The sequence below is a fragment of the Acidovorax sp. Root275 genome, from assembly GCF_001428965.1.
GTDB lineage: Bacteria > Pseudomonadota > Gammaproteobacteria > Burkholderiales > Burkholderiaceae_C > Acidovorax > Acidovorax radicis.
The window spans coordinates 745,779-761,879 of sequence record NZ_LMJH01000010.1 but is presented as its reverse complement, the minus strand read 5'-3'; the positions used below and the strand labels follow the sequence as shown (position 1 = coordinate 761,879).

General features: G+C 66.8%; 12 protein-coding genes. 6 read left to right on the top strand and 6 right to left on the bottom strand.

Annotated elements, in window-relative coordinates; translation table 11 throughout:
• Positions 1-2: 2 nt before the first annotated feature.
• From ASE52_RS22820 to ASE52_RS22805, 4 genes are read right to left on the bottom strand one after another with little or no spacing between them, the layout of a single operon-like run.
• The gene (locus ASE52_RS22820; protein WP_010462870.1) at positions 3-1,079 is read right to left on the bottom strand and encodes a branched-chain amino acid ABC transporter permease; all 1,077 of its coding nucleotides are present in this window, start codon (positions 1,077-1,079) and stop codon (positions 3-5) included.
• 29 nt (positions 1,080-1,108) lie between these two features.
• Positions 1,109-2,038, bottom strand: a complete 930-nt coding sequence (locus tag ASE52_RS22815; protein WP_057229446.1) for a branched-chain amino acid ABC transporter permease — start codon at positions 2,036-2,038, stop codon at positions 1,109-1,111.
• Between the two features lie 28 nt (positions 2,039-2,066).
• Entirely contained in the window at positions 2,067-2,852 is a 786-nt protein-coding gene (locus tag ASE52_RS22810; protein ID WP_057229710.1) for an ABC transporter ATP-binding protein, read from the bottom strand.
• A 38-nt stretch (positions 2,853-2,890) separates the two neighbouring features.
• On the bottom strand, positions 2,891-4,837 hold the full coding sequence (locus ASE52_RS22805; protein WP_010462865.1) for an AMP-binding protein: 1,947 nt from the start codon (positions 4,835-4,837) through the stop codon (positions 2,891-2,893).
• 241 nt (positions 4,838-5,078) lie between these two features.
• On the opposite strand from ASE52_RS22805, the gene ASE52_RS22800 reads away from it, so the two are divergent.
• Positions 5,079-6,872, top strand: coding sequence for an AAA family ATPase (locus ASE52_RS22800; RefSeq protein WP_057229444.1), 1,794 nt, complete (start codon positions 5,079-5,081; stop codon positions 6,870-6,872).
• A 2-nt stretch (positions 6,873-6,874) separates the two neighbouring features.
• On the top strand, positions 6,875-7,708 hold the full coding sequence (locus tag ASE52_RS22795; protein WP_057229442.1) for a general secretion pathway protein GspB: 834 nt from the start codon (positions 6,875-6,877) through the stop codon (positions 7,706-7,708).
• Positions 7,709-7,963: 255 nt separating this feature from the next.
• Here the strand turns inward: ASE52_RS22795 and ASE52_RS22790 are convergent, their stop codons facing one another.
• Positions 7,964-9,139, bottom strand: coding sequence for an ABC transporter substrate-binding protein (locus ASE52_RS22790; protein WP_057229440.1), 1,176 nt, complete (start codon positions 9,137-9,139; stop codon positions 7,964-7,966).
• A gap of 197 nt (positions 9,140-9,336) precedes the next feature.
• Here ASE52_RS22790 and ASE52_RS22785 point away from each other — a divergent pair, with 197 nt between their 5' ends.
• Positions 9,337-10,062: a Crp/Fnr family transcriptional regulator gene (locus ASE52_RS22785; RefSeq protein WP_010462856.1), complete on the top strand. Its 726-nt coding sequence runs from the start codon at positions 9,337-9,339 to the stop codon at positions 10,060-10,062.
• 29 nt (positions 10,063-10,091) lie between these two features.
• Here the strand turns inward: ASE52_RS22785 and ASE52_RS22780 are convergent, their stop codons facing one another.
• Entirely contained in the window at positions 10,092-11,795 is a 1,704-nt protein-coding gene (locus ASE52_RS22780; protein WP_057229438.1) for a methyl-accepting chemotaxis protein, read from the bottom strand.
• Between the two features lie 398 nt (positions 11,796-12,193).
• On the opposite strand from ASE52_RS22780, the gene ASE52_RS22775 reads away from it, so the two are divergent.
• From ASE52_RS22775 to ASE52_RS22765, 3 genes are read left to right on the top strand one after another with little or no spacing between them, the layout of a single operon-like run.
• Positions 12,194-13,090 carry a DUF4394 domain-containing protein gene (locus ASE52_RS22775; RefSeq protein ID WP_057229436.1) on the top strand — a complete coding sequence of 299 codons (897 nt, stop codon included), beginning with the start codon at positions 12,194-12,196 and terminating at the stop codon, positions 13,088-13,090.
• Positions 13,087-13,752, top strand: a complete 666-nt coding sequence (locus tag ASE52_RS22770; protein WP_057229434.1) for a methylamine utilization protein — start codon at positions 13,087-13,089, stop codon at positions 13,750-13,752. Before ASE52_RS22775 ends, ASE52_RS22770 begins: the two co-directional genes overlap by 4 nt.
• Entirely contained in the window at positions 13,752-16,094 is a 2,343-nt protein-coding gene (locus tag ASE52_RS22765) for an EAL domain-containing protein (RefSeq protein ID WP_057229432.1), read from the top strand. The genes ASE52_RS22770 and ASE52_RS22765 overlap by 1 nt, the downstream gene beginning before the upstream one ends.
• Positions 16,095-16,101: the final 7 nt, after the last annotated feature.

Here is a 16,101-nt window from a genome sequence, read left to right as displayed (position 1 = left end):
AATCAGTGGGGGAAAGGCCAAAGACGCAGCTTCTGCTTACCCATGGACCACAGCTTGGCCAGGCCATGGGGCTCCACGATGAGGAACCACACGATCAGGCCGCCAAAAATCATCAGCTCGGCGTGCGATATGCCGGCGGTGGAGATGCTGATGCCAAACAGACCCAGGAACAGCGGCAGAAACTGGTTCAGCGCAATGGGCAGCACCACGATGAAGGCCGCGCCAAAGAAGCTGCCCATGATGGAGCCCATGCCGCCGATGATCACCATGAACAGCAGCCGGAACGACATGTCCACCGAGAACGCGCCGGGCTCCCAGGCGCCCAGGTAGACGAAGGCCCACAGGCCACCGGCCACTCCGACGATGAAGGAGCTGACGGCAAACGCGCTGAGCTTGGCGTACATGGGGCGGATGCCGATCACCGCCGCTGCCACGTCCATGTCGCGGATGGCCATCCACTCGCGGCCAATGGCGCCGCGCACCAGGTTTTTGGCAAGCAAGGCCACGATGACCAGGATCGCCAGGCAGAACAGGTATTTGCTGGTGGCGCTCTCAATGGGCAAACCAAACACCTGCAGGTTGGACACCGAGATCGCGCCCGAGGGCGTGTCGAGCGTGAACCACTTGATGCGCAGGAACATCCAGTCGCTGAAGAACTGCGCCGCCAGGGTGGCCACCGCAAGGTACAGCCCCTTCACACGCAGGCTGGGCAGTCCGAACAGAATGCCGAAGAACGTGGCACACAGGCCGCCCAGGATGAGCGCGGGGATCAGCGGCAAGCCCGGCAGCCGCATGAAAAAGTTGTAGGCGCCATAGGCCCCCACCGCCATGAAGGCACCCGAGCCCAGCGAGATCTGGCCGCAGTAGCCCACCAGGATGTTTACGCCCAGGGCCGCCAGCGACATGATCACGAACGGGATCAGGATGGCGCGAAAGAAGTAGTCGCTGGAGAGCATGGGCACAGCCACAAAGGCCACGGCCAGCAGCAGCGCGATCATGATGCGGTCCTGCGCGATCGGGAAGATCTGCTGATCGGCCCGGTAGCTGGTTTTGAACTGACCATTTTCACGGTAGAGCATGTGGTTCTCCTTGTTGTTCTTGCTATGGGTTACACACGATCAATGATCTTCTCGCCGAATAGCCCCTGAGGCCTGAACAGCAGGAACACCAATGCAAGCGCATACGCAAACCAGATCTCGATGCCCCCGCCGACAAACGGCCCCAGGTACACCTCGGACAGCTTCTCGCCCACGCCGATGATCAGCCCGCCGATGATGGCGCCGGGTACGGAGGTCAAGCCGCCCAGGATCACCACGGGCAGTGCACGCAGCGCCACGGTGGCCAGCGAGAACTGCACCCCCATCTTGCTGCCCCAGATCATCCCGGCCACCAGGGCCACCACACCGGCCACACACCACACGATCACCCAGATGCGGTTGAGCGGAATGCCGATGGACTGGGCGGCCTGGTGGTCGTCGGCCACGGCGCGCAGGGCGCGGCCGGTGGAGGTCTTTTGGAAGAACAGGGAGAGGGCCACCACCAGCGCAGCGGCGATGGCGGCGGCGATCACGTCTTCCTTGTTGATCAGAATGCCGCCGGGGAACAGGTTGTCCAGAGCGAACAGCGGCTCCTTGGGCATGCCGATGTCGATTTTGTAAATGTTGCCGCCAAAGAGGGTCTGGCCCAGGCCTTCCATGAAGTAGGCAATGCCCAGTGTGGCCATGAGCAGCGTGGCGCCTTCCTGATTGACGAGGTGGCGCAGCACCATGCGCTCGATCACCCAGGCCACCACAAACATCACCGCGCCTGCCAGCACAAAGGCGATCAGGTTGGCTGCAATCTTGTTGTCCAGTCCGGTCCACTGGGGGATCCACTCGGCAAAACGTGCCATGGCGAGGGCCGCAAACAGCACCATCGCGCCCTGCGCAAAGTTGAACACGCCCGAGGCCTTGTAGATCAGTACAAAGCCCAGCGCCACCAGCGAATACAGCATGCCGGCCATGAGGCCGCCCAGCAGTGTTTCCAGAAAAAATCCCATGTCTTAGTCTCCTGCGCCGTCTGTGGCTTCAGTGCGAGGTGCCGAGGTAGGCACTGATCACGTCTTCGTTGTTGCGCACTTCGTCTGGCGTGCCGTCACCGATCTTCTTGCCATAGTCGAGCACCACCACGCGGTCGCTGATGTCCATCACCACGCCCATGTCGTGCTCGATGAGCACGATGGTGGTGCCGAACTCATCGTTCACGTCGAGGATGAAGCGGCACATGTCCTGCTTTTCCTCCACGTTCATGCCGGCCATGGGCTCGTCGAGCAGCAGCACCTGCGGCTCCATGGCCAGGGCACGACCCAGGTCCACGCGCTTTTGCAGGCCGTAGGGCAGCTGGCCCACGGGGGTCTTGCGGTAGGCCTGGATTTCCAGGAAGTCGATGATGTGCTCGACCTTCTCGCGGTGCGCGATCTCCTCGCGCTCGGCAGGGCCCCAGCGCAGCGCCTGCAGGAACAGGTTGCTTTTGATCTTGAGGTTGCGGCCGGTCATGATGTTGTCGATCACGCTCATGCCCTTGAACAGCGCCAGGTTCTGGAAGGTGCGCGCCACGCCCATTTCGGCCACCTGGCGCGAGTTCATGTGCGAGAACGTCTTGCCGCGGAAGGTGATGGAGCCGTCCTGCGGCGTGTACACGCCGTTGATGCAGTTGAGCATGGAGCTCTTGCCCGCGCCGTTGGGGCCGATGATGGCGCGGATCTCGTGCTCTTTGACGTTGAACGAGATGTCGGTCAGCGCTTTCACGCCGCCAAACCGCAGGCTGATGTTCTTGACGTCCAGGATGACGTCACCGATCTTCTTTTTGGTCATGGTGGGGTGTTGCTGCTCGGGCGGGTAGAGAGCGGGTTTCATGCGGCGGCCTTGACGGGCGAGAAGGTCTTGGTGTCCGACAGCTTGAGCGTCGCGCTCACGCTGCCGGTGCGGCCGTCCTCGAACTTGACCTGGGTCTCGATGAACTGCTCGGTGCGGCCTGCGTACAGGGCCTCGACCAGCACGCCGTACTTGTCGGCGATAAAACCGCGGCGGACCTTGTTGGTGCGCGTGAGTTCGCCGTCGTCGGCATCCAGTTCCTTGTGCAGCACCAGGAAGCGGCTGACCTGGCTGCCCGCCAGCATGGCGTCGGTGGCCAGGTCCGCGTTGACCTTCTCCACGCACTCGCGGATCAGCTCGTACACCTCGGGCTTTTGCGCCAGGTCGGTGTAGCCGGCGTAGGGCAGGTTGCGGCGCTCGGCCCAGTTGCCCACGGCGTCGAAGTCGATGTTGACCATCACGCACACTTTCTCGCGGCCGTCGCCCAGGGCGACGACTTCCTTGATGTGCGGAAAGAACTTGAGCTTGTTCTCCACATACTTGGGCGCAAACATGGCGCCGTCGTTGGCGCCGCCCTTGATGCGGCCCACGTCCTTGACGCGGTCGATGATCTTCAGGTGGCCATGCGCGTCGAGGAAGCCCGCATCGCTGGTGTGGTACCAGCCGTCGGCCGTCAGCACCTCGGCCGTGGCCGTGGGGTTCTTGTAGTACTCCTTGAGCAGGCCGGCGGACTTGACGAGGATTTCGCCGTTGTCGGCCACCTTGATCTCCACGCCGCGGATCGGCACGCCCACCGTGTCGGCGCGGGCCTGGTTGTCGGGCTGCAGGCAGACGAACACGGCGGTCTCGGTGGAGCCGTACAGCTGCTTCAAGTTGATGCCGATGGAGCGGTAGAAGGTGAACAGATCGGGGCCGATGGCCTCGCCCGCCGTGTAGGCCACGCGCACGCGGCTGAACCCGAGGTTGTTGCGCAGTGGGCCGTACACCAGCACATTGCCCAGCGCGTACTTGATGCGGTCGAGGGTGCTGACGGCTTCGCCGTCCATGAGGGCCGGGCCCACGCGCTGCGCCACGGCCATGCAGGCCTGGAACATCTTGCGCTTGAGGGTGCCTGCGTCTTCCATGCGGATCATCACGCTGGTGAGCAGGCCTTCAAAGATGCGCGGGGGGGCAAAGTAGTAAGTGGGGCCGACTTCCTTCAGGTCGATGGTCACGGTGCTGGCCGACTCGGGGCAATTCACCACGTAGCCGCAGGCCAGCCATTGCGCGTAGCTGAAGATATTCTGGCCGATCCATGCGGGAGGCAGGTAGGCCAGAACCTCTTCGCTGCCCGTGAGCTTGTCGAACTCAGCCCCGGCGGAGGCGCGGTCGAGCAGCGTGCTGTGGGTGTGCACCACACCCTTGGGGTTGCCCGTGGTGCCGGAGGTGAAGAACATGGCCGCCACGTCGCCGGGCTGGGCCTTGGCGACTTCGTTGCGGAACCACTGGGGGTTCTTGGCAATATGCGCCTTGCCCGCTTCGATCAGGGAGTCCAGCGACGCGAGGCCTTCTTCTTCATAGTTGCGCAGGCCGCGCGGGTCGTCAAAGTAGATGTTCGAAATCTGGGGGCACTGCTCGCGGATCTCCAGCAGCTTGTCGACCTGCTCCTGGTCTTCCACCAGGCAAAAGCGCACCTCGGCGTTGTTGAGCGGGAACACGCATTCGGCCCCGACGGCATCCTGGTACAGCGGCACCGGAATGGCGCCCAGCGACTGGGCAGCCAGCATGGTGGCGTACAGGCGCGGGCGGTTGGCGCCGATCACCACCATGTGTTCGTGGCGCGCAAGGCCGGCCAGGTGCAGGCCGGCGGCCACCTGTTCCACCAGGCGTGCCAGGTCGGCCCAGCTGTGGGCCTGCCAGATGCCGTATTCTTTTTCGCGCAGGGCCGGGGCCGTGGGGCGCTCGGCGGCATGCTTGAGCAGCAATTGCGGGAACGTGGTCAACATTGCAGGTTCCTAAAGATAAGAGGTGTCCGTCCGGTGACTGCCGGGATCGCGGCCTTGTGGCTGCGTATGGGTGTATGGATCGGATGCTAGGACTGACTTTGACGCCATCTTGTCTTGCCGACGACAATTTACGGGAAACTACTCCTCGGGTCTAACCCTGATCCCTGGCCGGGGCCGGCTTGGCAGCAGTGGCGGGCAGGGTATCGGCGGGCCCTTCACGCGGGGGCGGTATCCTCACGGCATGTACGCCCCGTTCTTCGGTCTCCAGCACCCGCCGTTCTCCATAGCACCCGACCCGCGCTATCTTTTCATGAGCGAGCGGCATCGGGAGGCTCTGGCGCATCTGCTCTATGGCCTGGATGCGGGGGGTGGCTTCGTGCTGCTCACGGGCGAGGTGGGGGCGGGCAAGACCACGGTGTGCCGCTGCTTTCTGGAGCAGATCCCGTCGCATTGCAACGTGGCCTACATCTTCAACCCCAAGCTCACGGTGCGGGAGCTGTTGCGCTCCATCTGCGACGAGTTCGGGGTGCCGCACAAGCCCACCGTGCCGGGTGGGGTGGAGACGGTCAAGGACTACATCGATCCGCTCAATGCGTCGCTGCTGGCGGCGCACGGGGCGGGGCGCAACACGGTCCTCATCATCGACGAGGCACAGAACCTCTCGGCCAACGTGCTGGAGCAGCTGCGCCTGCTCACCAACCTGGAGACCAGCGAGCGCAAGCTGCTGCAGATCATCCTGATCGGCCAGCCTGAACTGCGCGCCATGGTGGCGACGCCTTCAATGGAACAGCTGGCGCAGCGCGTGATTGCGCGTTTTCACCTGGGCGCACTGAGCCCGCAAGAGACACAGCAGTACATCGCCCACCGGCTGGCCGTGGCCGGGCTCACCGGACCGCTGCCATTTGACCGGCGGGCCATGCAGCGTGTGCATGCGCTCTCGCATGGCGTGCCACGGCGCATCAATCTGCTGTGCGACCGGGCGTTGCTGGGAGCCTATGCGGCCGGGGCACGGCAGGTGACCCGGGCCATCGTCAACCGCGCCGCGCGCGAGGTGTTTGACGCACCGGCATCCGCCGCTGCGGCGCGCAGTGCGCGGCCGGGGACGCTGCCGCGCTGGGCCTTGGCGGGCCTGGGCGCCGTCGCAGGCGCTGCGGCGGTGGCGGCTGCGGGATGGGGCATGGGGGTCTGGCCCGCGCACCGTGGCGCGCAGGTGGCCGCCACAGGCCCTGGCGCCACCGTGGCGCAGCGTACGGCATCCAGCCCGGCCACCAAACCCCCGGCAGCCGTGGCGCCTGCAGCGATGCTGCCTGCGTCCGCAGCGTCATCCGCTGCTGTGGCCATGGCCCCTGTGGCTGCTGCGTCGGTGACCCCATCGGGCACGCCCGCTGTGCCCGCTGCGCAAGTGGCGCCGCCTTCCGCGCTGGACCAGTTTGTGCTGGCCCAGCCCGCGACCGATGCACCGGCCTGGCAGGCGCTGGCCTCGGCCTGGGGGGCGGCGTTGCCTGCGGGCGCTGACGCCTGCACCACCCTGCCGCGTGAAGGCCTGCGGTGCTACCGCAACCGCCGTGCGGGCCTGAACCTGGTGCGCCAGATCGACCGGCCTGTGCTGCTGGCGCTTTATCCTTCGGAAGACGCAGAGGTCCCCGTCTTGGTGGTGCTGCGCGGCCTGGACGGCGACAACGCCGCGCTCGAAGGCGGCGGCCGCACCTTGCGGGTGCCGGTGGCCGAGCTGGCCCAGGTCTGGCGCGGCGAGATTGCGACGCTGTGGCGAGCACCGGTGGGCATGCCCGACCGTGGCGAGATCACCGACTCACCGGCAGGCGCTGCCTGGCTGGACCAGCGGTTGGCCAGCAAAGCCGCGGGTGGCACGGGGCCCGCCAGCAAGCCGGTGACACCCGCCCAGCGCCAGTCGCGCATCCACCGGTTCCAGCTGGCCCAGGGCGTGACGCCCGACGGCCGCGCGGGCCCCCTCACTCTCATGCTGCTCAACCGCGCCACTGGCGTGAACGAGCCGCGCCTGCGGAACACGCCTTAACCATGTCCTACATCCTTGATGCATTGCGGCGTGCCGATGCCGAACGTGGCCGAGGCGCCGTGCCGGGGTTGCACACGCAGGCGGCGCCGGCCACCGGCGCCTCCCCTTTGCCCGGCCGGGCCGGGCCGACCAACCTGTGGCTGGTCGCTGCGGGCGTGGTGGGCGCGGCCGTGCTGGCGGCTGGTGGCACCTGGTGGGCCCTGCGGCCCCAGGCCCCGGTGGCGGATGTGGTGGTGGCTGCGGCCCCCGCTGCGCCTGCGCCCGCCGCCGTGGCTCCCGCCCCCGCCACGTTGCCCCCACCGGCACCGGCACCGCTGCCGACCCCGTCACCCGTGCCCGAACCCGCACCAAGCCCGGCCCTTGCGCCGCTGGCTCCCTCCGAGCCCCGCAGCGCAAGCAAGCGCCCGGCAGACAAGTCCGGCGCCGCACCCCAGCGTGAACGCGAGCGGTCGGTCGCTGCCGTGGTGGTGGCCCCACCCCCGGCCGCCCGTGCGCCTGCGGCCGAGCAGCCCGTGCGCCCGCGCAGCCCGGTGGCTGCGCCAGCGCCCCTGGCGCCCGCGCCACGCCCGGCGCCGGAGGCCGGCGTGGCACCGCCACCCGCCAGCCCCGTGTTTGCACAGGCAGACTTGCCCGAAGCCTTGCGCACGCAGTTGCCCGCGCTCAAAGTGACGGGCGCCACCCATTCGAACAACCCGGCGTACCGCATGGCCATCGTCAACGGGCAGGTGCTGCACGAAGGCGATCAGGCGGCTCCCGGCCTGGTGCTGGAGCGGATCGAACCGGGCCGCACGGTCTGGTCGTTCCGAGGCTACCGGTATGGGGTGGCTGCGCAGTAGGCACCTGGGGGCCAGGATTTGAAGCCCAAAAAGGCTCCAGCGCTTTTCTGTTTTTATTTGTGTGCTATTGAAAATATAGCGTTTGAGCTGAATCTCCGGGCCTGCGCGCGCAGGGTCCACTCCGCGCTGTCATCTCGGGTTTTCATGGCAGTGCGAGCGTCCGGCAACGTGGTGTCGGCCCCGCGCAAGCCAGGCACGCCCCGCAGTGACGGAGCGGGGGCGCCGCCCCTGGGAAGGGCGGCACGGGGAAGCATGTCAGCGCAGGAATCTTCCGTCGCGCCCCACCAGCGTCAGCTCCACAAAACGTGACGCATTGCGGTCCGGGGTGCTGGCGTTGACCTCGAAGCCGCCCAGGTCCCATTTCTTGAGGTTCCAGGTGGCGTCGATGAAAGCGGCGCGTGTGGGGTTGCGTCCTGCGCGCTGCAGGGCCTCTGCAAAGACGCGGGCGTTGATGTAGCCCTCCAGCGCCAGGTGCGATGGGTCGGCCGTGGCGCCCGACGCCTTCCAGGCGGCCTGGAAGTCCCGCACCACCGGCATGACCACGTTGGAAGGCAGGGGCACGACCTGCGAGATGGCCATGCCCGTGGCATCTGCGCCCAGGGCTTTCACGGTGGCGGGGGTGCCCATCACCGACAGCGCATACAGCGTCACGCCGCGCTTGATGGCGCGAAACGCCTTCACGAATTCCAGCGTGGGCTTGCCCGCCAGGCCGATCACGATGGCTTCGAGGTCGCCGCCCGCCAATTTGGTGGCAGCGGCGCCCGCATCCGATGCGTTGTTCTCGACCGTCACCGTCAGCGCCTCGGGCAGCTTGAGGCGGTCCATCGACTGCTTGGCCGAGCTGAACACCTCTTTGCCGAATGAGTTGTTCTGGTAGACGATGCCGATGCGCTGGATGCCGATGGTGGACAGGTGCTGCACGAGCTTTTCGGCCTCGTCCGCATAGCTGGCGCGGATGTTGAACACGTTGCGGGCGCTTTTGGTGCGGCTCAGCTGCGCTCCGGTGAAAGGCGCGAAGAACGGGATTCCGCTGTCGATCACCTTGGGCAGCATGGCGTCGATCATGGGCGTGCCCATGCAGTTGAACAGCGCGAAGGTGCCCGGGTCGGCCAGGAACTGCGTCACGTTGGCCAGGGCCTTGGGCACGTCGTAGGTGTCGTCCTGGGTGACCAGTTCGATGGCCTTGCCGTGGATGCCTCCCCGTGCATTGATGCCCGCAAACGCTGCCTTGGCGCCCTGGTGCATGGCCGAGCCCAGATCGCCCAGCGGGCCGGTGAGGGCGGTGGACTGCGCAATCCGGATGGCCCCTTCCTGCGCGCGGGCGCTGCCCAGGCCCAGCCAGGGCAGGCCGATGGCAGCGGCCGCCAGCAGCTGGCGCCGGGCAATGCGGGATGGGGGGTGGGAGGCAGTGTGGGCAAGGTCGGCGGGCATGTGGGTCTCCTCAAAGGGCCCGGGCCAGCACATGGGCGGCCTGGGGAGGCGACATCATCCCGTTACGATTGGCATTTTTTTGTCATTCTGACGACAATCTGGGTCGTGGTATTCCCGCATCCCCTTCGCCCTTTTGAGCAGATTCTCAGGGCCCGAACTCCAACCCTTGTTGATATTGCACTGCCATGGACTCACGCATGAACCAGGATTTGTCACTGCACCAGCGGCGGCGCCCCCCCACGGCGGACGAGCTGGACGGTATCCCCTGGCTGCGCCTGCTCCTGCCTGTCGAGCGCGAGCGGGCCGTCGCCTCGCTGCTGGTGGGGGATGCCAAGGCGGGCGATTATGTGTGCCGCGTGGGGCGCCCCGTGACCTACTGGTTTGGAGTGGTCGAGGGTTTGCTCAAGATGAGCACCGACAACGCGCAGGGCCAGACCATGACCTACGCCGGCCTGCCCCCGGGTGGCTGGTTTGGCGAGGGCACCACCATCAAGCGCGAGCCTTACCGCTACAACATCCAGGCACTGCGCAAAAGCGTGGTGGCGGGCTTGCCCATCGACAGCTTCCATTGGCTGCTGGACCACTCCATCGGCTTCAACCGCTTTGTGATGAACCAGCTCAACGAGCGGCTGGGCCAGTTCATCGCGGCCCGCGAGATCGACCGCCTGAACAACCCCGATGTGCGCGTGGCCCGCAGCCTGGCGTCGCTGTTCAACCCCGTGCTGTACCCGGGGGTGGGCGAGGTGCTGCGCATCACGCAGCAGGAGCTTGCTTACCTGGTGGGCTTGTCGCGCCAGCGCGTGAACGAGGCGCTGGCCGCGCTGGAGGCGCAGGGCGCCATCCGTGTGGAATACGGCGGCCTGCGCGTGCTGGACCTGGCCGCGCTGCGCTCCAGCATCTTTCAACTCCAAGGCGGCGGCTGACCGGGGCGCTGCCGGGGTGCCGCTGAAGCTCAGCGGGGCAGGGACGGCAGCTTGCTGCGGGGTTGGTGCGAGGCCTGCAGGCTGGCGCGCTGTGCAGGCGCCGGGACGGGGGATGCTGCCGGGGCCGACGCGCTCCAGTTGTTTTCTGCACTGCCTTCGCGGGTAAGGCGGAAGGTGCCCACCATCTGCGTCAGGCGCCCTGCCTGGTCCTTGAGGCTGTCGGCGGCGGCAGCGCCTTCTTCCACCAGGGCTGCGTTCTGCTGGGTCATTTCCTCCAGCTCACCCACGGCGTGGCTCACGTGGCCGATGCGCTGGCTCTGTTCCTGTGTGGCAGCCGTGATTTCGCCCATGATGTCGGACACCCGGCGCACGGACAGCACCAGCTCGCCAATGGTCTTGCCCGCGTGGTTCACCAGGGTGCTGCCCTCCTGCACCTGATCCACACTGGCGCCGATCAGGGCCTTGATCTCGCGCGCGGCGTTGGCCGATCGGCCCGCCAGGTTGCGCACCTCGCCCGCCACCACCGCAAAGCCCCGGCCCTGCTCGCCGGCGCGGGCGGCTTCCACCGCCGCATTCAGCGCCAGGATGTTGGTTTGGAAGGCGATGCCGTCGATCACGCTGATGATGTCGGCGATCTTGCGCGAGCTGGCGCTGATGGTGTCCATGGTGCGGACCACCTGCGACACGACCTCGCCGCCGCGCGTGGCGGCGTCCGATGCGGTGGAGGCCAGCTGGTTGGCCTGGCGGGCCGAGTCGGCACTCTGCGACACCGTGCCGGTCAGGTCCACCAGCGAGTTGGCCGCGCTTTGCAGGTTGTGCGATGTTTGTTCGGTGCGCTGGCTCAGGTCCAGGTTACCCGACGCCACTTCAGAGCTGGCGACCAGGATGGAGTCTGCCGTCTGGCCGATCTCGCCGACCAGCGTGCGCAGCCGCTCCTGCATGGCGGCGATGGCTTCGAGCAGGCGGCCGGTTTCATCCTGGATGCGCACTTCGACTTGCGAGGTGAGGTCGCCGCGGGCAATGCGCTCGGCCACCACCACGGCACGGCCAATGGGCGCCGTGATGCTGGTGGTGATGCGCCACGCAATCAGCGCGCCGAGCCCGATGGCCAGCAGCACGAGCAGACCGCCCACCACGCGGGCCTGGCTCTGCGTGTTTTCGGCCGACGCCGTGGCTTCGGCGTTCAGCGTGTTCTGCAGTTCGACGAGCTCGCCGAGCTTGCTGCGCCACGCGGTTTCGGCGGGGGCCACGCGGGTCATCAGCGTCAGGGTGGCGCTCACGGTGTCGCCATCGTCGGTGGCCTTGATGGCGGCGTCGAGTTCGGGGCGGGTTTTTTTGCCCATCGCCTGCACCTCGCCCAGCAGCTTGAGCTCGGCGGGGGTGGCGCTGGCGGGGGTCAGCAGTTCGGCCAGGGCGGTTTCCTGGCGGGTGTAGTCCTTGAGCGTCTTGGCCACCGCATCGATCTGCCCGCGCGCCTGTTTGGGGTCGATGTCGTTGAGCATGGCGGCGGAGCGGCTCTGGATGCCAATGGCACTCACGCTCTCCAGCATGCCGTTGACCAGCTTGGACTTGTTGGCGCCGATGCCGGTGATCTGGAGCATCTGGTCATGCACCTTGCCCACCGAGAGCTGGCCCACGGCGGCCACAGCCACCAGCAGCACCAGCATGCAGCCAAAGCCCAGGCCCAGCCGGCTGGAGATCGACAGGGATTTCAGTGACGTTGCGGCCTGCATGGTGTTCCTTGGTGTCTCTGGGGACAGTGAATCGGGTGGGAAGTGCGAAGCAATAACGGTGCCCGTGTCGGCTGCCTGTCTTCCGGCATTGCTTTGTGCGCAGTCCCAAGGCAGTGTAGGCAAAAATTACAAAATGTGTCATGACGCTTGCGGATAGTGGTATGCCCGATGTGCATGGCCCATTTGTTACAAATACCCGGATGGCTGCATGGCGCAACTGCTGCCTGGCTGGCGACAGTTGTATCGCTGAATTATGGGTAAAAAATGGCATTTGCGCTTTTATTTAAAGGCTATTGCGCTATATAAATAATAGCAAATCGATGGTTTGGCAGTGGCCCGTCGCCCCCAAGGGGTGCGACCCATCAGGTATAAACCCGTTACAGATGTGAGGCATTCCGATGAAATCGTTTTCCTTCTCCCTGGTGCGCCCTACGGCTGCCGTTGCGCTGATGGGCGCCTTGCTGGCAGGCTGTGCCACGGCGCCGTCCCCCGAGTCGGGTTTGCGCGAACAGGTCATCGCGGTGACGGCCTCGCACGAACTCATCACCTTCCATGCCGGCCAGCCGGAGCGCATCCTGGAGCGGCGTCCCGTCACGGGCCTGCCGGCGGGTGAGCGGCTGGTGGGCATCGACTTTCGCGTGGCGCGCGGTGTGCTCTATGCGCTCTCGCAGGCGGGCCGCCTGTACACGCTCGACATCCCCACCGGCGCATTGCGCCCCGTGGGCCCCGCGCCGGCCGTCGTGGGCTTGCGGGGCACGGCCTTCGGCTTTGACTTCAATCCCGTGGCCGACCGGATTCGGGTGGTGTCGAACACGGGCCAGAACCTGCGCCTGCACCCCGACACCGGTGCCGCCGTGGACGGCGACCCGGCCGTCGAGGGCGTGCAGCCCGATCCGACCCTGCGCTATGCATGGAGCGACACCAACGCCGGCCGCGCACCTGACATCGCAGGCGCCGCCTACACCTACAACACACAGGACAGCAAGATCACCACCAACTACGCCATCGACCGCGCGCTCGGCGTGCTGGTGATGCAGGGTTCGCGGGAAGGCACCACCCCCGTGGTATCGCCCAACACGGGCCAGCTGCGCACCGTGGGGCCGCTGGGCCTGCCGCCACTCATCGATGTGGCGTTCGATATTTCGGACGTGGGCAACGTTGCCCTGATCGCCGTGCGCACGTCCGCGGACAGCCAGACCCGGCTGCACCTCGTGGACCTGCGCACGGGGGCTGCCAAGCCGCTGGGCAAAGTGGGTGAAGGTGCCCCCCTGCTGGGCATGGCCATCGAACCATGACAACCTGCGGCCATGCCCAGCACACCGGGGCTTCGCCGGCCCTGACCGGCGTGGTTGTGTTGTCTGTGGTGTCTATGGTGTGTTTGGCAGGCCTGTCCACCGCTGCGCAGGCCACCACGGTGCAGGTGGAGGTGCTGGATGCGGCAGGCAAGCCATTGGCCGATGCCGTGGTGTTTCTAGAATCCGCCGATGCGCGCAAGGCGGTCAGGCCGCTGGCCGGCGCGGAGATGGCGCAGGAGAAACGACAGTTCGTGCCCGGCGTGCTGGTGGTCCCCGTGGGTACCGAGGTGCGTTTTCCCAACCACGATTCAGTGCGCCACCACGTCTATTCGTTCTCGCAGACCAAGAAGTTCGAGCTCAAGCTCTACACCGGAACACCCTCCAATCCCGTGCTGTTCGACAGCCCGGGCGTGGCCGTGCTGGGCTGCAACATCCATGACCAGATGGTCGGCTGGATTCTGGTGGTGGACACCCCGTACTACGCCCGTACACCTGCCGCACCGGGCCGGGCGCAGATCGACAACGTGCCGCCCGGCGCGTACACCTTGCGCACCTGGCACACACGGTTGCCCGTGGGCGCGCCCGCGCAGGAGCAGGCACTCACCGTGCCCGCCACGGGGGCCGCTGCCGCATCGGTGCGTTTGGCGGGGCTGCAGCCTTGATGCAGTTGCGCCTGCTGCGGCGCAGCCTGATCCTGCGGCTGGTCGGGCTCTCGCTGTTGCTGCTGTTGATCGTGCAGGCTGCGGGCTTTGCGGTGGTGCGAGCCACCATCGACCGCAATGCACGCGCGCAGATTGCCCAGGCCCTCGACCTGGATGAAAACGTGTGGCGCCGCCTGCTGGAGCAGAACGCCGACAAGCTGCGCCAGGGCTCGGCCTTGCTGGCGGCCGACTACGGTTTTCGCTCGGCCGTGAATTCGGGCGACGAGGAGACCATCCAGTCGGTGCTCGAGAACCACGGCAGCCGCATCGGAGCGGCGGTCACCGCGCTGCTGGGCACCGACCTGGAACTTCGCGCGGTCAGCCTGGCGGGCAATATGGAGGCGTTTCCGGCCACCTTGCGCGCGCTGGTGCCGCCACTGGCTGCCCAGCCGCAGGGCAGCCAGATCGCGGTGATGGACGGTGTGCCCTACCAGTTCGTGATGGTGCCGCTGCGCGCGCCGGTGGTGATTGGCTGGGTGCTGATGGGTTTCCCGGTCAACCAGCCGCTGGCCGACGAGATGCGGCAACTGCTGTCGGTGCACGTGGCGCTGGTCGTCCAGGGCGCGGACGGCACCGCCAAGGTGCCTGTGAGCACGCTGCCGCCGGGCCCCCTGGCGCTGCTGCAGCGCCAGGGGGTGCCCTCCGGGGAGCTGCAGACGCCCGAGGGCACCTTGCTGGCCCGCGCCATCCGCCTCGATAGCGTGGGGGGCGAGGTGCAGGCGCTGCTGCTGCGTTCGGTGGATGAAGTGCTCGCCCCTTACCGGCAGCTGCAGGTGCTCCTGGCCATCATCACCGTGGCAGGTGTGCTGCTGTTCGCCGTGGGCACGGGGCTGGTGGCCCAGCGTCTGACCACGCCGCTGCGCTCTCTGCTGGCCGCCACGCAGCGGCTCTCGCGCGGTGAATACGACGTGCCGCTGGAACACACCGATCGCAGCGACGAGATCGGCAACCTCGCGCGCTCGTTCGACCACATGCGGGTGGACATCGGTGCGCAGCAAACCGAGATCCGCCGTCTGGCCTACTGGGACCGGCTCACCGGCCTGCCCAACCGGGAGCGCTTTCGCGAGGCGGTGGTGTTGGCCATTGCGCACAGCACCGGCGGCGCGGCGCCCCAGCACCCGCTGGCCGTGCTCACGCTCGACCTGGACCGCTTCAAACACGTGAACGACGTGCTCGGCTATGCGTTTGGCGACCGCCTGCTGCAGGCCGTGGCCGAGCGGCTGCGCCAGCAGGTGCCATCGCCCGACAACATGGTGGCCCGCCTGGGCGGCAACGAATTCGCCGTGCTGCTGCAGGGCGCCGATGCCGCCACCGCCCACGCCACGGCGCTGCGCATCACGCACTCGTTCGAAGAGCCGCTGGCGTTCGAGGACCAGACGGTGGACCTGAGCGCTGGCATCGGCATTGCCTGCTGGCCCGGGGACGCCGATGATGCAGACACGCTGCTGAGCCGTTCCGAGATCGCCATGTATGCCGCCAAGCGCAGGCTCAGCGGGGCGCTGCAGTACGACGCATCGTTCGATTCGGCCAGCACGCAGACCCTGTCGCTGCTGACCGAGCTGCGCCACGCGGTGGAGCACCACGAGCTGCGCCTGTACCTGCAGCCCAAGGTGCCGCTGCACGGGCAGCCCGGCCGTGCCGCCGAGGCCCTGGTGCGCTGGCAGCACCCGCAGCGTGGCCTGGTGCCACCCATGCAGTTCATCCCGTTTGCCGAACAGACGGGGTTTGTGCGGCAGCTCACGCTGTGGATGTTTGAAGAGGTGGCGCGCCTGCTGGCGGACCCGCGCACCCAGGGCCTGGCATTGCGGGTGTCGGTCAACCTGTCCACGCGCGACCTGCTGGACCCGGAACTCAGCACCCGCCTCGCCGACATCCTGGTGCGCCATGGTGTGCTGGCCAGCGCCTTCTGCCTGGAGATCACCGAAAGCGCCATCATGGACGACCCCCAGCGCGCCGAGGCCATGCTCAACCGCCTGTCGGAGCAGGGCTTCAAATTGTCGATTGACGACTTCGGCACCGGCTATTCGTCGCTGGCCTACCTCAAGCGCCTGCCGGTGGACGAACTCAAGATCGACAAATCGTTTGTGATGGGCATGGAGACGGGCGAGGACGACGCGATGATCGTGCGCTCGACCATCGACCTGGCGCACAACCTGGGGCTCACCGTGGTGGCCGAGGGGGTGGAGACTGCAGCCATTCTGGAGCGCCTGCGCACCCTGGCGTGCGACGAGGCGCAGGGGTACCACATTGCCCGGCCTTTGCCGGTCGATGATTTTCTGGCCTGGCAGGCCTGCCAGGGGTAAGCTTCTG

What these genes read in the sequence shown, in the direction of transcription:
- ASE52_RS22810 (WP_057229710.1), bottom strand. Translation starts at nt 2,852, where the DNA reads ATGACCAAAAAGAAGATCGGTGACGTCATCCTGGACGTCAAGAACATC.
- ASE52_RS22815 (WP_057229446.1), bottom strand. Translation starts at nt 2,038, where the DNA reads ATGGGATTTTTTCTGGAAACACTGCTGGGCGGCCTCATGGCCGGCATG.
- ASE52_RS22780 (WP_057229438.1), bottom strand. Translation starts at nt 11,795, where the DNA reads ATGCAGGCCGCAACGTCACTGAAATCCCTGTCGATCTCCAGCCGGCTG.
- ASE52_RS22795 (WP_057229442.1), top strand. Translation starts at nt 6,875, where the DNA reads ATGTCCTACATCCTTGATGCATTGCGGCGTGCCGATGCCGAACGTGGC.
- ASE52_RS22820 (WP_010462870.1), bottom strand. Translation starts at nt 1,079, where the DNA reads ATGCTCTACCGTGAAAATGGTCAGTTCAAAACCAGCTACCGGGCCGAT.
- ASE52_RS22805 (WP_010462865.1), bottom strand. Translation starts at nt 4,837, where the DNA reads ATGTTGACCACGTTCCCGCAATTGCTGCTCAAGCATGCCGCCGAGCGC.
- ASE52_RS22775 (WP_057229436.1), top strand. Translation starts at nt 12,194, where the DNA reads ATGAAATCGTTTTCCTTCTCCCTGGTGCGCCCTACGGCTGCCGTTGCG.
- ASE52_RS22770 (WP_057229434.1), top strand. Translation starts at nt 13,087, where the DNA reads ATGACAACCTGCGGCCATGCCCAGCACACCGGGGCTTCGCCGGCCCTG.
- ASE52_RS22790 (WP_057229440.1), bottom strand. Translation starts at nt 9,139, where the DNA reads ATGCCCGCCGACCTTGCCCACACTGCCTCCCACCCCCCATCCCGCATT.
- ASE52_RS22765 (WP_057229432.1), top strand. Translation starts at nt 13,752, where the DNA reads ATGCAGTTGCGCCTGCTGCGGCGCAGCCTGATCCTGCGGCTGGTCGGG.
- ASE52_RS22800 (WP_057229444.1), top strand. Translation starts at nt 5,079, where the DNA reads ATGTACGCCCCGTTCTTCGGTCTCCAGCACCCGCCGTTCTCCATAGCA.
- ASE52_RS22785 (WP_010462856.1), top strand. Translation starts at nt 9,337, where the DNA reads ATGAACCAGGATTTGTCACTGCACCAGCGGCGGCGCCCCCCCACGGCG.